Annotated in this window: 22 protein-coding genes; 8 read left to right on the top strand and 14 right to left on the bottom strand. The window is 57.2% G+C overall.

Features of this window, described 5'->3' with window-relative positions:
* Window positions 1-33 precede the first annotated feature (33 nt).
* Window positions 34-732, top strand: a complete 699-nt coding sequence (locus KIN_RS10500) for an AzlC family ABC transporter permease (protein WP_159806665.1) — start codon at window positions 34-36, stop codon at window positions 730-732.
* A complete protein-coding gene (locus KIN_RS10495) occupies window positions 729-1,058 on the top strand; it encodes an AzlD domain-containing protein (protein WP_159806663.1) in 330 nt (109 codons plus the stop codon). The genes KIN_RS10500 and KIN_RS10495 overlap by 4 nt, the downstream gene beginning before the upstream one ends.
* A 58-nt stretch (window positions 1,059-1,116) precedes the next feature.
* On the opposite strand, the gene mscL is transcribed toward KIN_RS10495, so the two are convergent.
* Window positions 1,117-1,545, bottom strand: a complete 429-nt coding sequence (gene mscL, locus KIN_RS10490; RefSeq protein ID WP_159806661.1) for a large conductance mechanosensitive channel protein MscL — start codon at window positions 1,543-1,545, stop codon at window positions 1,117-1,119.
* Window positions 1,546-1,697: 152 nt separating this feature from the next.
* Between mscL and KIN_RS10485 the strand changes: the two genes are divergently transcribed.
* Window positions 1,698-2,396 carry a glutathione S-transferase family protein gene (locus KIN_RS10485; RefSeq protein ID WP_159806659.1) on the top strand — a complete coding sequence of 233 codons (699 nt, stop codon included), beginning with the start codon at window positions 1,698-1,700 and terminating at the stop codon, window positions 2,394-2,396.
* Between the two features lie 16 nt (window positions 2,397-2,412).
* Here KIN_RS10485 and KIN_RS10480 read toward each other — a convergent pair whose 3' ends face one another.
* Together KIN_RS10480 and pheT are read right to left on the bottom strand one after the other, a co-directional pair.
* A complete protein-coding gene (locus tag KIN_RS10480; protein ID WP_159806657.1) occupies window positions 2,413-2,862 on the bottom strand; it encodes a YtoQ family protein in 450 nt (149 codons plus the stop codon).
* A 12-nt stretch (window positions 2,863-2,874) separates the two neighbouring features.
* Window positions 2,875-5,283, bottom strand: a complete 2,409-nt coding sequence (gene pheT / locus KIN_RS10475; RefSeq protein ID WP_159806655.1) for a phenylalanine--tRNA ligase subunit beta — start codon at window positions 5,281-5,283, stop codon at window positions 2,875-2,877.
* Window positions 5,284-5,475: 192 nt separating this feature from the next.
* On the opposite strand from pheT, the gene KIN_RS10470 reads away from it, so the two are divergent.
* On the top strand, window positions 5,476-5,661 hold the full coding sequence (locus KIN_RS10470) for a hypothetical protein (RefSeq protein WP_159806653.1): 186 nt from the start codon (window positions 5,476-5,478) through the stop codon (window positions 5,659-5,661).
* Window positions 5,662-5,664: 3 nt separating this feature from the next.
* Here KIN_RS10470 and pheS read toward each other — a convergent pair whose 3' ends face one another.
* The 6 genes from pheS to pyk form a co-directional block, all read right to left on the bottom strand.
* A complete protein-coding gene (pheS, locus tag KIN_RS10465; RefSeq protein WP_159806651.1) occupies window positions 5,665-6,747 on the bottom strand; it encodes a phenylalanine--tRNA ligase subunit alpha in 1,083 nt (360 codons plus the stop codon).
* Between the two features lie 59 nt (window positions 6,748-6,806).
* Window positions 6,807-7,481, bottom strand: a complete 675-nt coding sequence (locus KIN_RS10460) for a hypothetical protein (protein WP_159806649.1) — start codon at window positions 7,479-7,481, stop codon at window positions 6,807-6,809.
* Between the two features lie 158 nt (window positions 7,482-7,639).
* Window positions 7,640-8,002, bottom strand: coding sequence for a 50S ribosomal protein L20 (gene rplT, locus KIN_RS10455; RefSeq protein WP_159806647.1), 363 nt, complete (start codon window positions 8,000-8,002; stop codon window positions 7,640-7,642).
* A gap of 12 nt (window positions 8,003-8,014) precedes the next feature.
* The gene (gene rpmI / locus KIN_RS10450) at window positions 8,015-8,215 is read right to left on the bottom strand and encodes a 50S ribosomal protein L35 (RefSeq protein ID WP_159806645.1); all 201 of its coding nucleotides are present in this window, start codon (window positions 8,213-8,215) and stop codon (window positions 8,015-8,017) included.
* Window positions 8,216-8,335: 120 nt separating this feature from the next.
* A complete protein-coding gene (locus tag KIN_RS10445) occupies window positions 8,336-8,563 on the bottom strand; it encodes a hypothetical protein (protein WP_159806643.1) in 228 nt (75 codons plus the stop codon).
* A gap of 33 nt (window positions 8,564-8,596) precedes the next feature.
* The gene (pyk, locus tag KIN_RS10440) at window positions 8,597-10,042 is read right to left on the bottom strand and encodes a pyruvate kinase (RefSeq protein WP_159806641.1); all 1,446 of its coding nucleotides are present in this window, start codon (window positions 10,040-10,042) and stop codon (window positions 8,597-8,599) included.
* Between the two features lie 145 nt (window positions 10,043-10,187).
* Between pyk and KIN_RS10435 the strand changes: the two genes are divergently transcribed.
* The 4 genes from KIN_RS10435 (at window position 10,188) to KIN_RS10420 (ending at window position 11,849) form a co-directional block, all read left to right on the top strand.
* Window positions 10,188-10,928: an N-formylglutamate amidohydrolase gene (locus KIN_RS10435; protein WP_159806639.1), complete on the top strand. Its 741-nt coding sequence runs from the start codon at window positions 10,188-10,190 to the stop codon at window positions 10,926-10,928.
* Between the two features lie 11 nt (window positions 10,929-10,939).
* Complete coding sequence (locus tag KIN_RS10430; protein ID WP_159806637.1) at window positions 10,940-11,239, top strand: DUF1244 domain-containing protein; 300 nt, start codon at window positions 10,940-10,942, stop codon at window positions 11,237-11,239.
* Between the two features lie 62 nt (window positions 11,240-11,301).
* Window positions 11,302-11,559 carry a hypothetical protein gene (locus KIN_RS10425; protein WP_159806635.1) on the top strand — a complete coding sequence of 86 codons (258 nt, stop codon included), beginning with the start codon at window positions 11,302-11,304 and terminating at the stop codon, window positions 11,557-11,559.
* Window positions 11,560-11,573: 14 nt separating this feature from the next.
* On the top strand, window positions 11,574-11,849 hold the full coding sequence (locus KIN_RS10420) for a hypothetical protein (protein ID WP_159806633.1): 276 nt from the start codon (window positions 11,574-11,576) through the stop codon (window positions 11,847-11,849).
* Here the strand turns inward: KIN_RS10420 and KIN_RS10415 are convergent, their stop codons facing one another.
* The 5 genes from KIN_RS10415 to cobM form a co-directional block, all read right to left on the bottom strand.
* Window positions 11,850-12,701, bottom strand: a complete 852-nt coding sequence (locus KIN_RS10415; RefSeq protein WP_159806632.1) for a D-amino-acid transaminase — start codon at window positions 12,699-12,701, stop codon at window positions 11,850-11,852. It lies immediately after the preceding gene.
* A gap of 4 nt (window positions 12,702-12,705) precedes the next feature.
* On the bottom strand, window positions 12,706-13,656 hold the full coding sequence (gene dgcA, locus KIN_RS10410) for an N-acetyl-D-Glu racemase DgcA (protein ID WP_174239113.1): 951 nt from the start codon (window positions 13,654-13,656) through the stop codon (window positions 12,706-12,708).
* Window positions 13,656-14,657 carry an N-acetyltransferase DgcN gene (gene dgcN / locus KIN_RS10405; protein ID WP_159806630.1) on the bottom strand — a complete coding sequence of 334 codons (1,002 nt, stop codon included), beginning with the start codon at window positions 14,655-14,657 and terminating at the stop codon, window positions 13,656-13,658. Before dgcN ends, dgcA begins: the two co-directional genes overlap by 1 nt.
* Before the next feature lie 135 nt (window positions 14,658-14,792).
* The gene (locus tag KIN_RS10400; RefSeq protein ID WP_159806628.1) at window positions 14,793-15,143 is read right to left on the bottom strand and encodes a hypothetical protein; all 351 of its coding nucleotides are present in this window, start codon (window positions 15,141-15,143) and stop codon (window positions 14,793-14,795) included.
* 93 nt (window positions 15,144-15,236) lie between these two features.
* Window positions 15,237-16,013, bottom strand: coding sequence for a precorrin-4 C(11)-methyltransferase (cobM, locus tag KIN_RS10395; protein ID WP_159806626.1), 777 nt, complete (start codon window positions 16,011-16,013; stop codon window positions 15,237-15,239).
* Window positions 16,014-16,024: the final 11 nt, after the last annotated feature.

The raw sequence follows: 16,024 nt of genomic DNA, 5'->3' as shown, positions 1-16,024 counted from the left end.
GCTCTGACACGTTCCATAGCTTAGGGCCATGCCATGACTGCTGCCACATCGAAATCATTCTTCTGGCAGGGCTGCAAGGCGGGCGTCCCCTTTGTACTGGTTGTCGTTCCATTCGCGATGCTGTTTGGCGTTGCGGCGACCGAAGCGGGATTGCCGGTCTCTCAGACAATGGGCTTTACGGTTGTTGTCATTGCGGGCGCATCGCAATTCGCAGCCCTGCAATTCATGTCAGAGAACGCACCGATGTTCGTTGTTATTGCATCTGCCTTGGCTGTTAATCTGCGCATGGCCATGTATTCGGCGGCTCTGACGCCGCATCTGGGGCAAGAGCCGTTGTGGAAGCGAGCCCTCATCTCATACGTACTGGTCGATCAGACCTACGCATTGGCTTTCGAAAAATTCGAGCGTAAACATGATCTCACCCTCTCACAAAAGACGGCGTACTTCCTTGGCGCTGCCACGCCGATCTGTCCGCTCTGGGTGCTCTTCACCTATCTGGGCGCACTGATCGGGGATGGCATACCGCCAGAATATGGCTTGGACTTTGCGTTGCCCATCGCTTTCCTCGCGATTGTCGCGCCGGGCTTGCGCACGGTAGCGCATATCGCAGCTGCCTTGGTGTCCATCGTGCTGGCCCTCGCGCTGGTGTCCGTCCCAATGAACCTTGGCCTTCTGATCGCAGCAATTGCGGCGATGATGACAGGTGCCGAGGTAGAACGACGGATGACATGACCTACACAGAGCCACAAATCTGGGCCGTTATCGCTATCCTAGGCGTCGGCACTTATCTTATCCGCTTCTCGTTTTTGGGCTTGATCGGGGACAGGCCACTGCCGCCGTGGCTCTTGCGTCACCTACGGTATACGTCCGTGGCGATCCTGCCGGGTCTGGTCGCGCCGCTTGTCATTTGGCCTGCGGCAACAGACGGCGTGCCGGATGTTCCACGCCTCGCTGCTGCGCTCGTGACGATCGGTCTGGGGTTCTGGACCAAGGGCGTCGTGCGATCCATGCTGGGTGGAGCGCTGACGTTGTACGTTTTTCAAGCGCTCATGGCATAACACAAAAGGCCCGCGCTTCACGCACGGGCCTTCCTTGCTGCATGCATACTCTTACGGCTCAGGCTTGCTTGGCCAGTTGGTCGCGGATCTCTTTCAGAAGATCGATCTCTGTCGGACCGGGATCTTCCGCGGGCGCTTCCTCTTCTTCTTTTTCAGCTGCCTCCTTGATGCGGTTCACCATTTTCACCAGCATGAAAACAACGAAGGCAACGATCAAAAAGTTAATGACGGCCATAACGAATTTACCGATGGCGAAGACCGGCACACCGGACTCGGTCGCCGCTTCGATGGACGCGAAACTTTCTTCACCCAAGACGTAGAACCAGCCGGAAAAATCGATGCCGCCTGTGAATAAAGCGATGATTGGATTGATCAGATCACCGACCAAGGAGGTTACGATCGCGGTAAAAGCGGCCCCGATGATAATGCCAACCGCCATATCCATGACGTTACCTTTGGCAATAAATTCTTTGAATTCACCCAACATGTTCTACTCCCTTTTAACATTTTGAGACGCACCCCCTGTTCGCTTGGTGCGCTGACGCAGAGTTACTACGCTTTTTTTCAACAGTTCCATGTCTTTTTTAATAACTGTTAACGGCTAGGTATGGGGAAACATTCAGAAAGGTTCCCCCTATAATGTCCGATTTGTCCCAGTTCCCGATCACCAATAAGTGGCCGGCATCCGATCCGAGCGTGATTCAACTTTACTCCTTCCCGACACCAAATGGGGTGAAGGTTTCGATCGCATTGGAGGAAATGGGACTTCCCTACGAAGCGCATAAGGTGACCTTGGCAGACGCCGACGTGAAAAGTCCGGAGTTTCTGTCGCTCAATCCAAATAATAAAATTCCGGCGATTGTCGATCCGAACGGACCGGATGGGAAAGCTATCGGCCTTTTCGAATCCGGCGCGATTTTGCTTTATTTAGCAGGCAAATCCGGAAAATTGATCGGCACAAACGACATCGAAAAAGCGCATATTACACAATGGCTGATGTTCCAGATGGGCGGGCTTGGTCCCATGCTGGGCCAACTTGGTTTCTTCTATAAATTCGCAGGATCGGAGTGGGAAGATAAGCGCCCGCAACAGCGCTATATTGACGAAGCAAAGAGGCTTTTGGCTGTTCTTGAAAAAGAACTAAGTGACCGTGACTGGATCGCGGGCGATTACTCGATCGCGGACATTGCCATTGCGCCATGGCTTCGCGCTCTCGACTTTTATGGCGCGAAAGAAGTCTTGGGTTGGGCAGATCATACCGCTTTGGTTGCATATCTTGAGCGGTTTACCGCTCGTGAAGCGGTCAAAAAGGGATTGGTTACACCGCCACGTGACTAAAGCTTTGGGACGTCTGTCAGGCGGGCAGCGTCCCATCCAACACATATCGCAGAATGTCGACAACCTGAGACGGCTCCGACGCGACGGCCAAAGCTGCCGCGTCGACCTCTTTAAGGGCGTGTTGATGATCCGGCCCGTGCAGAATGATCAGCGACTTTCCAAGCGCCGCAGCGTAGCCCGCATCAAACGCCGCATTCCACTGTTTGTATTGATCGCCAAACCGCACGACGACCACATCCGCGTCGTTTAGGCCTTTGCGGGTCAGGATCGCATTCACCATCGCGCCTTTGTGGTCGTGCCAATACTTCTGATCTTCCGCCCCAAGGATTTTTACACCACAATCATCGGATGCGGCATGATCCGTGACTGGACCGGAAAATGAGACATCCAGACCTTTGGATCCGGCGATGATTTGGTCGCGCCAGTCCGTGTGGATTTCGCCAGAGAGATATACTTTCAATGTCATGGCGTGTCCTTTCTAGCTGCGCAGGTGACCGCCGGTTGCTTTGGCGACCTTTTCGACGATCTTCGCGCTCACCGCTTCGATCTCTTCGTCTGTAAGCGTTTTCTCGGTCGGCTGCAGCCGGACGGTGATAGCCAGTGACTTCTTGCCCTCGCCCATCTGCGCCTGTGCCTTGTCGCCCGAAAACTCGTCAAACACCCGTGCCCCTTCGATCAGTGTCTTGTCCGCGCCGGCCGCCGCATTGACCAGCGCCAGAGCTTCGACATCCGCATCCACAACGAATGCAAAGTCTCGTTCGACCGACTGAAGATCGCGCAAATGCAGCGCGGGACGGGTGGCCGTCTTGGCCTTCGGAAACGGAACCTCGGCGGGCCAGAGTGTGAACGCAATCGCCGGTCCCTTGATGTCCATCGCGTTCAGAATTTTCGGGTGGATCTCACCGAACACGCCCAAAACCTTCTTTGGCCCAAGGCAGATCATGCCATGCCGCCCGGGATGCCACCATGGCGACGCGCCACGCAGAATTTGAACCTTCGCTGGCGCGCCGATCGCGGCGAGCACCGCTTCAGCATCCGCTTTAACATCGAATACATCGACCGCCCGTCGTCCCCCATGGACGTCTCGCGGCCCAGATTGACCGACCAGCAGACCGGTGGCCAAAAGATGCTGTTCCCCCGGTTCGCCGCCATGGAAGGCTTGGCCCACCTCAAAGAACGCCAAGTCCATGAAGCCACGCGCTTGATTGCGAGCGGCTGCCTGCAAGAGGCCGGGCAGCAGGGCGGGCCGCATGTGGCTCAACTCGCTTGAGATTGGGTTTTCCAGCGCGGTTCCCGCATCGCCACCATTAAACAGCGCTGCGGTCTTCTGATCGATGAAGGAATAGGTCACGCACTCATTGTAACCCAAAGCGGCGATAGTCCGTCGCGCCACGCGCTCCCGCTTTTGAAGCGGTGTCAGAATGGGCTTCTGGACCTCATGGGTCGGGCGGGGCAGTGGCGTTCCCTTGAGCTTGGTGAGCGAGGCGATCCGCGCGACCTCCTCCACCAGATCGGCAGAGCCCTGAACATCCGGGCGCCATGTGGGGACATGGGCCATATCGCCCTCAACCCGGAACCCAAGCGCCTCAAGGCTCTGGCGTTGAGTGTCCGCGGGGATTTCCATACCGACAAGTGACTGCACGCGATCAGTATCCAGCGCATAGGCGCGGCTGTGATTAGGAACCTCACCGGCAACGGCAACCTCAGAAGCCTGTCCACCGCACAGATCAAGGATCATCTGCGTGGCGTGTTCAACACCATTAGGCGTCCATGCCGGATCAATCCCGCGCTCAAACCGATAACGCGCGTCGGAGTTGATCTTCAGAGCCCGCCCTGTATGCGCCGTACGCACCGGATCAAAATAGGCGGCCTCCAAGAAAACGGTGGTTGTCTCTTCAGTGCATCCGCTCTGCGTACCACCCATGATGCCGCCCAGACTTTCGACACCTGCATCATCCGATATGACGGTCATCCCGGCATCCAACGTGTAGGTCTTGTCATCAAGAGCCTCGAACTCCTCGCCACCCTGGGACAAATGTACCTTCAGGTTGCCCTTCACCTTGTCCGCGTCGAACACGTGCAGCGGTCGGTTCTGATCATAGGTGAAGAAGTTCGTGATATCGACAAGGGTAGAGATCGGACGCAGACCGATCGCCTTCAACTTATCCTGAAGCCACGCCGGCGACGGACCATTCTTCACGCCTCTTATAACGCGCCCATAGAAAACCGGACACGCCTCGATCGCGTCCTCAGCGATACTGACGGAAATTGGGCAGGCAAATTCACCGGGCACTTTGACGGTATCTTGCGACTTAAGCGTGCCAAGACCTCGGGCCGCCAAATCACGGGCAATGCCGCGCACAGCCAAGGCATCAGGACGGTTCGGCGTGATCGCAATTTCGATCATCGTGTCTACCTTGGCCGGGTCATTCTGGGCCAGCCAATCTGTGAAGCGCTGCCCGACCTCGCCCGATGGCAATTCGATGATGCCGTGATGTTCGTCGCTGAGTTCCATCTCGCGCTCGGAACACATCATGCCGAAGCTTTCGACACCACGGATCTTACCCACGCCGATGGTTGTGTCGATACCGGGCACATACGTGCCGGGTTTCGCGATTACGACGGTGATACCCTCGCGGGCATTCGGTGCACCGCAGATAATCTGCAGATCGCCCTCGTCCGTTTGGACCTGACATACCCGCAGCTTGTCCGCGTCCGGATGCTTTTCCGCGCTCTTCACAAAACCGATCGTAAAATCCTTCAAACGCTCAGCCGGGTTCGAGACCTCTTCGACCTCCAACCCCAAGTCGGTCAATGCGTAGAGAATGTCGTCCAGCGGCGCCTCTGTTTCCAGATGATCTTTCAGCCAAGACAGGGTGAACTTCATGATGCGGATGCCTTGCGTGCGATTGCAGAGTTCCGCACGTGCTATCCCATGAACACGCCAAACAAAAGACCCACACCAACCGCAAAATTAACGGAATGTGAACCACGCCCAACTTCAGCCACAATTTAGCGACAAGTTGAACACAAGTTTAATGAGTTCAGCGATTCTCAGGAATACTGGGGGAATGAAAAGATGACTTTTGTATCGAATCTCGTGGGCGGTGTCTTCAAGCCCTCTTTGGTGGCTCTGGCCATCAGCACAGCGGCTGCTGTTGTCTCGCTGGACACGTCGCCGCAGGCCGTGCGTCAGAGCACGGTTGACCTGTCGGCGCTTGGATGTGACGGGCTTCTTTACGTGGTCTGCTTGGCCGTTCGCTAAGTTTTAGCGGCTAAGTCCAGCCGCTAAGCTAGGCTGATCCAACGAAGAGAAGCCGTAATGCTTCAGCCAGCGCAAATCTGAATCGAAAAATGCACGCAGATCCGGAATGCCATATTTGAGCATGGCAATCCGGTCTATTCCCATGCCGAATGCAAAACCCTGCCAGTCAGCCGGATCGATGCCGCCCGCTTCCAGTACCTTGGGGTGCACCATACCCGAACCCAGAATCTCGAGCCAATCGTCACCCTCGCCGACTTTCAGTTGACCGCCGTCCCAAGAGCATCGGATATCGACCTCGGCCGACGGCTCCGTGAAGGGGAAGTGAGATGCCCGAAACCGCAGCTCAACATCATCAACCTCGAAGAACGCTTTCACGAACTCCTCCAGCACCCATTTCAGGTTCGCCATTGAGATCGTCTTGTCGATCGCCAGACCCTCGATCTGGTGAAACATCGGCGTGTGCGTCTGGTCATAATCTGCGCGATATACCCGACCGGGACAGATCACCCGTATGGGGGCACCCTTTTCTTGCATCGAGCGGATCTGAACGGGACTTGTATGAGTGCGCAGGACATGAGGCGGCCGATTGTCGCCCTCGGCGCGGGACATGTAGAACGTGTCCATCTCGCCGCGCGCCGGGTGATGGCTTGGGATGTTCAGCGCATCGAAGTTGTACCAGTCGCTTTCAATCTGCGGCCCTTCGGCCACCGCAAATCCCATGTCGGCAAAAATCGCAGTGACCTCTTCGGTCACTTGGCTGATGGGGTGAATGGTGCCGACGCGATCCGGACGTGCCGGCAGCGTGACGTCAAGCCACTCGCTCCGCAACCGTTCGTCCAACGCCGCGTCCGCCAAAGCCGCCTTCTTTGCAGCCAGCGCTGAATTCACTTCGTCCTTCAGAGCGTTCAGTGCAGGCCCAGCCACCTGACGTTCTTCCGGGGACATACGCCCAAGTTCCCGCATCTTGAGGCTGACTTCGCCCTTTTTTCCGACGGTCGACACGCGCAAGTCTTCGAGCGTGGCTTCATCCGAAGCCTGCGCCACAGCGTCCAGAACACGTGTTCTTAGGGCGACCAAACCGTCCATTTTCGTCTCCGTCTTCGTTTAGACACGTCCTACCACGGGGCAGGCGAAGTGCAAGCGGATCAGGCCCGCGTGTGGTCTTGCACCCAAAGGGCGACGGCATAGACCACACAGAAGGCGAAGATCAGTTCCAACACCTCCTCCAGCCCACCAAGCCAAGCTGAGGTTTCCAGCGACATTTCAATGCCAAACGGCTCCAGTTTGCGCGCGGCGCCGTCGATCGTTTTCGAAAAAGCGGCCAGACCAAATCCCAAAAATAACACCCAAGCGGTCCTTGATCCATGGCGCAAGTTCCTGATCCAACTTGCCAGATCACGGCGTGCAAAGCGCCAGAGCACCCAAAGAACAAGAAGGATCACGGCGGCCCCGATCAGCTTTTCGCTGAGTGGCGCGTCGCCCGTATAGGTCCGCAACTTGAACAGACCGGACGTGAAGTACTTCTTGTCCATGTCCAGTTCGCGCCCGGCCAAGATCAGCAATGCGACGGCGACATGCCAATGCCGCTTCAAAAGCGACGGCGCACCGCCAATACAGAATGCGGCAGCCCCCAGCATAAGCAGGGCAAAGCTTGCATTCTCGACCCCGCCACCTTCTTTCAAAAGAAGCGGAGAAAACCCGACTTTCATGAAATCCGTCAAAATGATCAACAGCGTGAGCACGGAAGCGGTCAGGATCAGCAAAGGCGCAAATCGATCAGCCCGCCCGGCGGCGATGATAAAACTCGTCTGGTCTGTCATCTTGTCCCATCGTTTCGATGCGGCGCCTTTTGTCCCTCAATCCCTGGAGGCCCGGCGCACGTTTTTTGATCAAACCTATCTACACCATCATCTGGAAAAGCAAAACGCCGCGGGAAATTGCCGCGGCGCCTCATCTGTCCCTCAGATGAATGCGCTGATTAGTTCAGCGCGGCTTTTGCTTTCTCGACGACCGCTGCAAATGCTGCAGGCTCGTTGACGGCAAGATCAGCCAGAACCTTGCGGTCGACCTCGATGCCCGCCAAGGACAGCCCGTTGATGAAGCGCGAATACGTCATCGTTTCGTCGATGGATCGGCAGCCTGCGTTGATCCGCTGGATCCACAAAGCGCGGAAATTGCGCTTGCGGGCCTTACGGTCGCGGGTTGCGTATTGGTTCGCCTTATCGACGGCCTGTGTGGCGGTCTTGAAGACGTTCTTGCGGCGGCCGTAATAGCCTTTTGCCGCTTTGATAACTTTCTTGTGGCGGGCGTGTGTGACTTTGCCCGAAGTAACTCTCGACATCTCAAATTCTCCTTAGCGCGCGTAGGGCATATATTTTTTCACGATGTTCTCATCTGCCTTGCAGAGGATCGTCGTGCCGCGCGCCGTGCGGATAAACTTGGTTGACCGTTTGATCATGCCGTGGCGTTTGCCTGCCTGACCAGCTTTGACGCGGCCAGAGGCCGTCATCTTGAAGCGCTTTTTCGCGCCCGACTTTGTCTTCATCTTCGGCATTTCCGTCTCCTTGCATCGTCTTGAGCGGTAGACGCGCGACTCGGCATGCCTATAGGCCGGTCCCGCGGATGTGAGCGCGGTGTTTAGGCGGACCTGCATAAGAATGCAAGACAGGAAATACTAGCGCAGCAGCGACCCGAAAACGGAGCCGACGATGCGTGGTAATTCTTCTACAGCATAGCCGCCCGGTTGGTTGTAAATGGCATAGAGCACCAGCGCACCCGAGATCACGGCAGAGACCGTCGCAATCCGGGGTGCCGTTCCCCCGGTCACCGCAGCAAAGATGGCCGGTATCGTCAGAACCCCTATGACAATGCCAATCACCAGGATAAGATCATTGCTCAGCATGACATGCCTCCCCTTGCATGCGATCGCTGAAATCTATTCGGGGCCGCTGCTGAAAATCAACCGTTCCTCGCAGGGCGCAATCCGAAGAATGTTCGTCGTGCCAGGCTGATTGAACGGCACACCCGCAATGACGACGATCTGGTCTGCCTCCGTTGCGAAGCCTTCCTTGCGTGCGGCGCGGGCGGCATTGACCACTGCCATCTTGAACCGTTCCACGGCACCGCTCATCACGCAATGGGCACCCCAGCTGAGACAAAGGCGCCGTGCGGTTCCCATCAAAGGCGTCAACGCGATGATCGGCACGTGGGGTCGTTCGCGCGCAACCAACAGCGCTGTCGTTCCCGATTGAGAGAAGCAGCAGATTGCTTTGATGTCGGTCGTTTCAGCGATTTCCCGGGCGGCTGATACGATGCCGTCCGCCACACTTTCCCGCTTCCCGCCGCGTTGTGCAGCAATGATATCCAGATAGTTGGGATCGTTCTCGACCTCGATGGCCACGTTGTTCATGGTCGTCACAGCCTCAATCGGAAAGCTGCCAGCCGCAGATTCCGCTGACAGCATGATCGCGTCTGTGCCCTCGTAGATCGCTGTGGCCACGTCAGAGACTTCGGCGCGGGTGGGCATTGGGCTGTCGATCATCGACTCGAGCATCTGCGTGGCAACGATCACCGGTTTTGCAACGGCACGGCAGCGGCGGATCAGGCGTTTCTGGATCGGCGGCACGTTCTGGATCGGAAGCTCTACCCCCAGATCACCGCGCGCCACCATGATCCCGTCGGACGCCGCGAGAATCTCGTCAAAGGATTTCACAGCCGCAGGCTTTTCGATCTTGGACAGGATAGCCGCGCGGCCATCCGCAAGATGGCGCGCCTCTTCCACGTCTTGGGCGCGTTGCACAAAGCTCAGCGCCAGCCAATCAACACCCAACTGGCAGACAAATTCCAGATCCTTGCGGTCTTTCTCTGACAGGGCAGCAACAGGCAGCACCACATCCGGCACGTTTACGCCCTTACGGTTTGAAATTGTCCCGCCGACCGTCACTTCGCAGTTCGCGAAATCGTCGCCGCACTCGATCACCTTCATGCGGATCTTGCCGTCATTGACCAACAGGGATGCCCCGGCCTCGAGCGCCTCGAAAATCTCCTTGTGGGGCAACTGAACCCGGGACTTGTCCCCGTCAGCGTCGTTCAGATCCAGCCGGAAGGATTGGCCAACTTCCAGCTCCTCCTCACCATTGGCAAAAACGCCAACGCGCAGCTTGGGGCCCTGTAGGTCGGCCAAGATGCCGATAGGGCGCTCCAGATCCTTCTCGATCTGGCGGATAATCTGATGGCGCACCCGGATTTCAGAATGATCGCCGTGGCTCATATTGAGGCGAAACACGTCCGCGCCCGCTTCGAACAAGGCACGGATCATCTCGTAATCATTGGACGCCGGCCCAAGTGTCGCGACAATCTTTACATTGCGTAGGCGTCTCATATGTTAGGCTCCCCCGGGGTAAATTTCATTTTGTTTATGGGCCTTTTGGCGTTTTGCAAGCTATGACCCAAAGGGTCAGATATCGCAACTGGCGCTTTTCGCCGTCTCGACATAGTTTCTGCCGGAACCATGACAGGCAAATGACTTGACCGATACATCCTACACCATCACGGGCGCGACACGGCGCAGCCGCTTTTTGTGTCTGTGCGATCACGCAACGAACTATGTGCCGCCCTCCATTGGGCATGACAGCCTTGGCCTGCCTGCCGAGGATATGGTCAGACATATCGCCTATGATCCCGGTGCGGATGGCGTGACCCAAGCGCTCGCTGAGCGGCTGGATGCACCCGCCATTGGAACAAACTTCTCACGTCTCGTGATTGATCCGAACCGGGGGGAAGACGATCCGACATTGATTATGCGGCTCTACGACGGATCGATCATTCCGGCGAACCGCGACGTGGATGATGCCGAAAAAGCGCGTCGCATCGACGCTTTCCACCGCCCCTATCATACAGCGACCGCAGATCTTGCAGCCGAACGAGAAGAGCCGATCCTGATCTCAATTCACAGCTTTACGCCGCAACTACGTGGCCGGGCCCCGCGTCCATGGCATATCGGGATTCTTTATGCGGACGACACTCGGCTGGCGGTGCCGCTCATGGATCAGTTTGCTGCAGATCCGGACCTGTGCGTCGGCAACAACGAACCCTATGCGGGCAGCTTGGTCGGGGACACAATGGATCGCCATGCTCTGAAACACGGGCGACCCCATGTCTTGATCGAACTGCGCAACGACCTCATTTCAAACCATGAAGATCAAGTGGCGTGGGCCGAACGGCTGGCCATCGCGATAGACAAGGCCGTTGGCGCTGCAAATCTCTGAAAGGACAAATTATGGACGATCAAACCAAACTGGAGCTTGAGGCCGCCGCGTTCCGCACATTGCGCGACCATCTGGCCAAAAGAACGGACGTTCAGAACATCGATATGATGAACCTGACCGGATTTTGCCGAAACTGTCTGAGCCGTTGGTACCAAGAAGCCGCAAACGCCCGTGGCATCGAAATGGACAAGATGGAAGCCCGCGAAATCTTCTACGGAATGCCCTTTGATCAATGGAAGGCGCAGAACCAGACGGACGCCAGCGACGCACAGAAAGCAGCGTTTGAGATCGCCCATAAAGACGCAACCTGACACATCCTTGTTTTTGAGACCTCGGATCATCGCGCTATAACTCTCTTGCAAAGGAGAACTTCATGAAACGCACGAGCCTTACCGTTGTTCTGGCCTTTCTGGCTGGTACAGGCGCCGCGGTCGCCAATTCACAGCTCGAGGCTTCAGTGGCGCGGGAATTGCCACGATATGGCTTTGCGGATGTCGATGTGTCCAGACTGAGCACCGGACAGTTGGCGCATATAAATCACCTCCTGCACAGCAACAGAGGCACTTCTGAAATTCGCGGACTGATCGGCGCAGTTCTCGGGAAAAGTGTGATCCGGCGCTACAGAATGTGAAAGGGAGCTTTTCGATGATCAAGGCAACGTTTTGTGCGGTGGCGATTGCGACCATTCTGAGCACCGCCGCGGTAACAGCCGCCCCCAACTCGCAACTCGTCAACTCGGTGCAGAACCGACTTAACCTCTACGGGTTTTCAGACGTGGACGCGCGGGAGCTGACGAACCACCAGATTGCAGCTTTGCACCTTAAGTTCTCGGAAGCGCCCGGCCTTTTCGGCGGCAAGTCCATCCGGTTCAAGCAGGAGATCAAAGTCATTCTGGAGTGGGATGGCAGCGAACAGTTCTGACTAGACTGCTGCCTTCCGGCTTTCCTCAAGATAAATTTCGCGCAGACGCAGCGCAACGGAGCCGGGTTTTCCGTCACCCAATGGCGTGCCGTCAATCTCCACCACAGGCATCACGAAGGTGGACGCGGATGTGATGAACGCCTCGTCCGCGGCTTTGGCTTCTTCCAGCGTGAAGGACCGTTCCTCGACCGTCATCTGAGCGGATTTCGCAAACCGCAGAACCGCCGCGCGGGTGATACCATGCAAGATTTCAGTGCCCAAATGGCGGGTGATGATCTTGCCGTCTTTCACGATGTAGGCGTTGTTGGACGTGCCTTCTGTGATCGCGCCGTCTTCGACCATCCACGCATCGTCAGCGCCTGCGGCCTTGGCCATCATCTTGCCCATGGATGGATAGAGCAACTGCACCGTCTTGATATCCCGACGACCCCAACGCTGATCTTCGATCGAGATCACCTTCATGCCCGTCCCGACCATGGGACTGTCCACCAAGGACTTCGCCTGTGTGAACAGAACCAGTGTTGGTGTCGCGTCCTTGGGATAGGCAAAATCGCGATCCGCAGCGCCGCGCGTGATCTGCAGATAGATCATGCCCTCGACAAGCTCGTTATCCGTGACCAGCCGCCGGTGAATATCCAGAAGCTCATCCATCGTCACGGGGGATGTCATGTCCAGTTCGGTCAGGCTCCGTTCCAGACGCTTGGCATGCCCCTCGAAGTCAATGAGCTTGCCGTCGATCACACTGGTGACCTCATAGACGCCATCGGCGAAGAGAAAGCCCCGATCAAAGACGGAGACTTTCGCGTCTTCCTCCTGCACGAACGCTCCGTTCACATAAACAATACGGCTCATCGGTTTATCCCCATAGTGCGACGTCGGGCGGATGAACGCCGTCTGCGTCAAATGTCAAAGCTGCGTCCCGGTCTTCGGCCAACAGAAGCGGCCCGTCAAGATCAGTGAACGCCACACCCTGTGCCAGCAATGTTGCCGGCGCCATCGCCAGCGAGGACCCGACCATGCAGCCGACCATGATCCCATAGCCCTGCGCAATGGCTTCGTCCTTCAGGGCCAGCGCCTCAGTCAGCCCGCCCGCCTTGTCGAGCTTTATGTTGATGACATCGTATTTCCCCTTGAGACCCGGAAGGGACGCACGGTCGTGGCAGCTTTCATCCGCACAAACCGGCAGGGGTCGGGCAATCTCGGACAATAGATCATCATCGCCTGCAGGTAGCGGCTGCTCAACAAGCTTCACACCAAGGCGCAACAAATGCGGAGCGAGGTCGGAATAGACATCCGCGCTCCAGCCCTCGTTGGCGTCCACAATGATGGCACTGTCCGGCGCGCCCCGACGCACGGCCTCAAGACGGGCCATGTCATCGGGGGTGCCAAGCTTGATCTTCAAAAGCGGGCGATACGCATTCGTCGCCGCGGCAGCTTGCATGTTATCGGGTGTATCAAGTGACAAGGTGTAGGCTGTCACCTCCGGCTTGGGCGCAGGCAGGCCGATCAGGTCCCAGACACGTTTGCCCGCGCTCTTTGCCTCGTGGTCCCAGAGAGCGCAATCCACTGCGTTGCGGGCGGCCCCGGAAGGCAGCGCGTCCTGAACCTCTATCCGGGTGATGCCATCGGGCAATGCTTCGATTTGCGCGGTCACGCTGTCCACTGTTTCGTCATAACGGGCATAGGGCACGCATTCGCCCCACCCCTTGCCCGCCCGGACCGTCAGCACATGCGCCTCAGTCCGGGATCCGCGGGAAATCGTGAAAACCTGCGCCAACCGGAACGTATCGGCGGAAACGCTGAACATCAGATCGCGTCCAGCGCGTCGACCAGGCGGCCTGCACCGTGGCGGAACGGATCAACCGTCGGCAGCCCCATACGCTCCTCCACCTCAGCCAGATAAGCCTTCGCCTCGTCCTCAGTATGATGCTGCGTATTAACCGAAATCCCGGCGATGACGCAGTCAGGATTGGCGATATGTGCCAGCGACAATGCCATATCGCGCAGCGCCTCCAACGATGGCTGCTGATAGTCCGGCAGTCCGCGCATATGCGGGCGGGTCGGCTCGTGGCTGAGGATCAAGGCGTCCGGCTGTCCCCCGTGGATCAAAGCCATGGTCACACCTGAATAGGACACATGAAAGAGGCTGCCTTGTCCCTCGATATGATCCCAGTGATCCGCGTCATTGTCCGGGGTAAGATACTCGACTGCGCCCGCCATGAAATCGGCGATCACTGCATCCAGCGGCACGCCACCCCCGGTGATAAGAATCCCGGTCTGGCCTGTAGGTCTGAACGTGGATTTCATGCCGCGCTCGCGCATCTCGGCATCCATCGCCAACCCGGTGTACATCTTGCCGACAGAACAATCGGTTCCGACCGCCAGACACCGCTTGCCGCTGCGTTTTTTTCCGTTGGCAATCGGGTAGGCCACACTTGGAATTCGAACATCGTGCAGGGTCCGACCCGCGACGCGCGCAGCGGACACCAGATCGTTCTCGTCGCGCAACAGATTGTGCAGACCGGACGCCAGATCAAAGCCCATCCGCAGCGCCTCGATCAGTACGTCCTTCCAGGCGTCCGAAATATAGCCACCCCGGTTTGCGACTCCGATCACGACAGTCTTGGCCCCTGCCGCTTTCGCTTCTTCGAGGGTCATGTCCTTCAGGCCAACATCCGCCTTGCAATCGGGCAACCGAAACTGACCCACGGCGTTCTCGGGACGCCAGTCTTTGATCCCCTGCGCAACCTTGGCTGCAAGGGAGTCAGGGGCGTCGCCCAAAAATAGCAAATAAGGGGTCTGGATCATTGGGGCATTCCTCATCAGTCAAGTCTGCCGCAAACATAACCACTCCGGCCACCGGCGTTCGAACAAAAGCGCCGCTTCAATGCCGGTTTTCGCAAACCGGCACTTTAAGCCTCTCATAATACTGGGAGATTCCAGTTATTGTGCTTCAATAAGGCCAGCGGGCGCATCAATCTTCCGCTCGAAATCAAGTGCAGGCCCATGGGCGGCCAGCGTGTTGCGCTTGAATTCGTAGGACATCAATCCGTCTTCTTGAGACGAGGCCACGATCAGCGCCTGATAGAGATGTCTTGGCCCATCATAGATGTCGACAAGACCACCGACATGACTTGCATCTTCAGCGGCGATCGAAAAGCTGCTGGGGCGGAACTCGAGGATACGAACAACCGAGTTTCCGGCGTGAACGCAAAGTCTGCTCTGCGCGCGAAGACGTTTGAGATTTGCCTCGGCCAGACTGTCCTGAACCTCACGGGAAAGAAACGTCGTCATGCGCTATCCAATCACAGAGTACTACACATCATTTCACATTACATATTTAACGTGATCATACCCCTGCGACAACAAAAGGATTCCGTAATCTTGTCAGATTTTCGCCATCTTCCGGCGAGGCCTTAAAACATGGGGAGTTGCAGGGTCGTAGAGTGCAGAATCCCGGAAGTCTTTGACCTCAGCAAGCGCCGGACCGACCAGAATCAGTGCCGTACGGGTGATTTTTTCGGCGCGGACCTTTTCGCGAATGTCGCTCAAGGTACCGCGCAGGTAGAGCTCGTCCGGCCAAGATGCGCGGTAAGCCACGATCACGGGGCAATCAGCACCGTAATGCGGGATCAATTGCCGCTCGATCTCGCGCAGCGCGCGGATGCCAAGATGGATCGCCAACGTCGCGCCGGTGCGGGCGAAGTTCTCCAAAGTTTCCCCCGAAGGCATCGCGGTTGATTTCATCGACATTCGCGTCAACACGATGGATTGCGCAATTTCCGGCACGGTCAATTCCTGCCCCAGCGCGGCGGCTGCGGCTGCATAAGCGGGAACGCCCGGAATGATCTGATAGTCGATACCCTCAGTCTTCAAACGTCGGATCTGCTCGGCAATGGCGCCGTAAAGCGACGGATCGCCGGAATGAACCCGCGCCACATCCTGACCTTTGCCATGGGCCGCGACGATCTCGGCGTGGGTGTCGTCCAGCGTCAGCGGCGCAGTGTCCAGAACCCGCGCGCCGTCGGGGGCACCTGCGACAACAGCCTCGGGCACAAGCGATCCCGCAAAGAGGCAAACAGGGCAGCTGGCAATGATGCGCTGCGCTTTTAAGGTCAAAAGCTCCGGATCACCCGGCCCAGCCCCGATGAAATAGACTGTCATTTGATTTGCTT

The sequence above is a fragment of the Litoreibacter roseus genome (genome assembly GCF_009811795.1).
GTDB lineage: Bacteria > Pseudomonadota > Alphaproteobacteria > Rhodobacterales > Rhodobacteraceae > Litoreibacter > Litoreibacter roseus.
The sequence above is the reverse complement of the archived record's forward strand: the minus strand, read 5'-3'. Positions and strand labels throughout refer to the sequence as shown.

Coding starts and splice junctions, on each gene's coding strand:
- rpmI (WP_159806645.1), bottom strand. CDS start 8,215: ATGCCGAAGATGAAGACAAAGTCGGGCGCGAAAAAGCGCTTCAAGATG.
- KIN_RS10480 (WP_159806657.1), bottom strand. CDS start 2,862: ATGACATTGAAAGTATATCTCTCTGGCGAAATCCACACGGACTGGCGC.
- KIN_RS10445 (WP_159806643.1), bottom strand. CDS start 8,563: ATGCTGAGCAATGATCTTATCCTGGTGATTGGCATTGTCATAGGGGTT.
- pheT (WP_159806655.1), bottom strand. CDS start 5,283: ATGAAGTTCACCCTGTCTTGGCTGAAAGATCATCTGGAAACAGAGGCG.
- KIN_RS10425 (WP_159806635.1), top strand. CDS start 11,302: ATGAAACGCACGAGCCTTACCGTTGTTCTGGCCTTTCTGGCTGGTACA.
- KIN_RS10495 (WP_159806663.1), top strand. CDS start 729: ATGACCTACACAGAGCCACAAATCTGGGCCGTTATCGCTATCCTAGGC.
- KIN_RS10430 (WP_159806637.1), top strand. CDS start 10,940: ATGGACGATCAAACCAAACTGGAGCTTGAGGCCGCCGCGTTCCGCACA.
- KIN_RS10460 (WP_159806649.1), bottom strand. CDS start 7,481: ATGACAGACCAGACGAGTTTTATCATCGCCGCCGGGCGGGCTGATCGA.
- mscL (WP_159806661.1), bottom strand. CDS start 1,545: ATGTTGGGTGAATTCAAAGAATTTATTGCCAAAGGTAACGTCATGGAT.
- dgcA (WP_174239113.1), bottom strand. CDS start 13,656: ATGTTCAGCGTTTCCGCCGATACGTTCCGGTTGGCGCAGGTTTTCACG.
- KIN_RS10500 (WP_159806665.1), top strand. CDS start 34: ATGACTGCTGCCACATCGAAATCATTCTTCTGGCAGGGCTGCAAGGCG.
- pheS (WP_159806651.1), bottom strand. CDS start 6,747: ATGGACGGTTTGGTCGCCCTAAGAACACGTGTTCTGGACGCTGTGGCG.
- KIN_RS10485 (WP_159806659.1), top strand. CDS start 1,698: ATGTCCGATTTGTCCCAGTTCCCGATCACCAATAAGTGGCCGGCATCC.
- KIN_RS10415 (WP_159806632.1), bottom strand. CDS start 12,701: ATGAGCCGTATTGTTTATGTGAACGGAGCGTTCGTGCAGGAGGAAGAC.
- KIN_RS10400 (WP_159806628.1), bottom strand. CDS start 15,143: ATGACGACGTTTCTTTCCCGTGAGGTTCAGGACAGTCTGGCCGAGGCA.
- KIN_RS10470 (WP_159806653.1), top strand. CDS start 5,476: ATGACTTTTGTATCGAATCTCGTGGGCGGTGTCTTCAAGCCCTCTTTG.
- dgcN (WP_159806630.1), bottom strand. CDS start 14,657: ATGATCCAGACCCCTTATTTGCTATTTTTGGGCGACGCCCCTGACTCC.
- cobM (WP_159806626.1), bottom strand. CDS start 16,013: ATGACAGTCTATTTCATCGGGGCTGGGCCGGGTGATCCGGAGCTTTTG.
- rplT (WP_159806647.1), bottom strand. CDS start 8,002: ATGTCGAGAGTTACTTCGGGCAAAGTCACACACGCCCGCCACAAGAAA.
- pyk (WP_159806641.1), bottom strand. CDS start 10,042: ATGAGACGCCTACGCAATGTAAAGATTGTCGCGACACTTGGGCCGGCG.
- KIN_RS10420 (WP_159806633.1), top strand. CDS start 11,574: ATGATCAAGGCAACGTTTTGTGCGGTGGCGATTGCGACCATTCTGAGC.